The sequence below is a fragment of the Actinocrinis sp. genome (assembly GCF_035650855.1).
Taxonomy (GTDB): Bacteria; Actinomycetota; Actinomycetes; order Streptomycetales; family Catenulisporaceae; genus Actinocrinis.
Genome location: NZ_DASRGV010000057.1, coordinates 1 through 3098 on the forward strand (window position 1 = coordinate 1; position 3098 = coordinate 3098).

At 72.7% G+C, this 3098-nt stretch carries 1 protein-coding gene; it reads left to right on the forward strand.

All coding sequences use genetic code 11. The annotated features are described in order from the left end of the window. A partial coding sequence (locus tag VFB40_RS04680; RefSeq protein WP_324848029.1) for a condensation domain-containing protein occupies nucleotides 1-3098 on the forward strand: 3098 nt, incomplete at both ends.

Here is a 3098-nt window from a genome sequence, read left to right on the forward strand (position 1 = left end):
TTCACCGGCGTACGCCTCGCCTTCACCGGAGGCGAACCCGCCTCCGGCACCCACACCGCCAAAATCCAACACCACCACCCCCACCTGACCATCGCCAACGGCTACGGCCCCGCCGAATCCATGGGATTCACCACGGTGTTCCGGGTGCCGCCGGAGTGGAGCCGGACCGACGTGCCGGTGGGATCGCCGGTGACGAACAAGCGCGCCTACCTGCTCGACGCGCGGCTGCGCCCGGTGCCGGTGGGTGCTGTAGGCGAGGTCTATCTCGGTGGATCAGGGCTCGCACTCGGTTATCTCAACCGAGCGGGCCTGACCGCGGAACGCTTCGTCGCCGACCCGTTCGGCGCGCCCGGCGAGCGGCTGTACCGCACCGGGGACCTCGCGCGGCGCACGAGCGATGGAGCACTCGAATTCGTCGGGCGCGCGGACGCCCAGGTGAAGATCCGCGGATTCCGGGTAGAGCCGGGCGAGATCGAGACTGTGCTGCTCAGGCATCCGTCGGTGGCGCAGGCCGCGGTGACCGCGGTCGCCGACTCGCGGGGCGTGCTGCGGCTCGCCGCGTACGTGATCGGCGACGCCGCTTGCCCCGCCTCAGACCACGTGGATGAGAAGGCGCTACGCGAATGGCTGCGCACCGTGCTGCCCGACCACATGGTCCCGTCGGCAGTGGTGGCGCTCGACCGCATGCCGCTGACCGCCAACGGAAAGGTGGACCGGGCCGCACTGCCGGCCCCGCGCTTCGAGTCCGCTTCTGGGAGCGGCCGCGGGCCCCGTGACGCGCGCGAGGAGATCCTGTGCGCACTGTTCGCCGAGGTGCTCGGCATCGAGACGGAAGGCGCCGATCCCGCACAGGTACGCGCCGTGGGCGTCGATGACGACTTCTTCGACCTCGGCGGCCATTCGCTGGCCGCCGCGCGGCTGGCCGCCAGGGCGGAGACGGTGTTCGGTGCGCAGTTGACGCTGGCCGACGTGTTCCGCTCCCCCACGGTGGCGGCGCTGGCTGAACTGCTCGCCGCGCGCGCGGGGACACGACGGGTGCCCGCGCCGGCGCCGGTTCCGGCACAGCGGCGGCCGAAGCGTTTGCCGCTGTCCTTCGCGCAGCGCCGGTTGTGGTACCTGGCCACGTTGGAGGGCTCTAACACCGCGTACAACGTGCCGCTGAGCGTGCGCCTTGAGGGCGAACTGGATCTCGCGGCGCTGCGCGAGGCCTTCGACGATCTGGCGCTGCGGCACGAGGTGCTGCGCACGGTGTTCGATGCCGTGGACGGTGAGCCGTGCCAGCGTTTGCTCGATCGACCGGAGGGCGGCGGCGGGTATGTGCCCTTCGAGGTCGTCGAGTCGAGCGAGGAACTGGTCGCGGGACAGCTGGCCGAGGCCGCGGTGCGGCCGTTCGATCTGGCCGCGCAGCCGCCGATCCGGGCGACCGTGTTCGAACTCGGCGATGGTCTCAGCGTCCTGCTGATCCTGCTGCACCACATCGCGACCGACGGCCAGTCGCTGCGGCCGCTGTTCGACGACCTGTCCACCGCGTATGCGGCGCGCAGGGACGGCCGCGCACCCGTTTGGGAACCCCTGCCGCTGCAGTACGCCGACTATGCGCTGTGGCAGCGCGCGGCGCTCGGGAAGCGTTCGGACCCTGACAGCGCGCTGTCGCGCGACCTGGACTTCTGGACGCGGGCGCTGGTGGACCTGCCCGAGGAGTTGCCGCTTCCGCTGGACCGGCCGCGTCCCGCGGTGGCCGGGCAGGGCGGCGGCGCGGTGCCGTTCGCCGCCGAGCCGCAGCTGCGCCGCGACATCGCCGCGCTGGCGCGCACACACCGCTGCACTCCGTTCATGGTGCTTCAGGCCGCGCTCGCGGTGACGCTGACCCGGCTCGGCGCGGGCACGGACATCGCGCTCGGCTCGCCGGTGGCCGGCCGCGGCCATCCGGCGCTCGATCCGATGGTGGGCTTCTTCGTCAACACGGTGGTGCTTCGCACCGACACCGCGGGCGACCCCGCGTTCGCCGATCTGCTCGGCCGGGTGCGCGCCGCCGACCTGGACGCCTTCGCGCACCAGGAGGCGCCGTTCGACCTGGTGCTGGACGCGGTCAATCCGGTCCGCTCGCTGGCCAGGCACCCGCTGTTCCAGGTCTGCCTCGCGCTGGAGGGCGCGGCCGACGCCGCGGCCGGGCCGCGGCTGGCCGGGGCGCACGCGGGGCCGGCCAGGTTCGTGGACACCCGGGCGGCGAAGTTCGACCTCGAATTCCTGCTGCGCGAGGAGGCCGGCGCCGATCCGAATGGCGACAGCCCGGGCAGCGACGGTCCAGGCGCCGACGCACCAGGCGGTGCCGGTCACGGCGCGGCGGGGCTGGGCGGCGCGGTGCTGTTCCGCACCGACATCTTCGAGCAGTCCACGGTCGAGCGCCTGGTCGCCACGTATCTACGGGTGCTGCGTCAGGTGGTGGCCGACCCCGGGCTCACGGTGAGCGCGGTCGACGTGCTCGGCGAGCAGGAGCGTGCGCTCGTCGTGGACCGGTGGAGCGGCGCGGCGGCGCACCGGGATCAGCAGGCTGACGAAGACCTCGGGCTGTCGCTCGGCGCGCTGTTCGAGCGCCGCGCCGCCACCGCGGCGGACGCGACCGCGCTGGTCTTCGGCACCGAACGGTTGACCTACGGCGAGCTCGACGCGCGCGCGAACCGGCTGGCCCGGCATCTGATCGACCAGGGCGTGCGGCGCGGCGGCATAGCCGGCGTGCTGCTGGAGCGGTCCATCGAGTTCGCGGTCGCCGTGCTGGCGGTCGCCAAGACGGGCGCCGCTTATCTGGTCCTCGATCCGGAACATCCCGGCGAGCGGTTGAGAGCTCTGATATCCCAGGCGCGGGTGAGCGCCGTGGTGTCGGATTCCGCGTTGGCACAGCGGATCGCGGACGCCGCGCACGTGGTGTGCGTCGACGAGTCGGCCGCCGCCATCGCACGATACGACGCTGCCGCGCCAGGCGTCGTCGTCGCACCCGAGGACGCGGCGTGTGTGATGTTCACTTCCGGTTCCACCGGCCGGCCCAAGGGCGTGCTCTCCCCCCACCGCGCCCTGATCGCCACCCTCACCGCACAGCACTA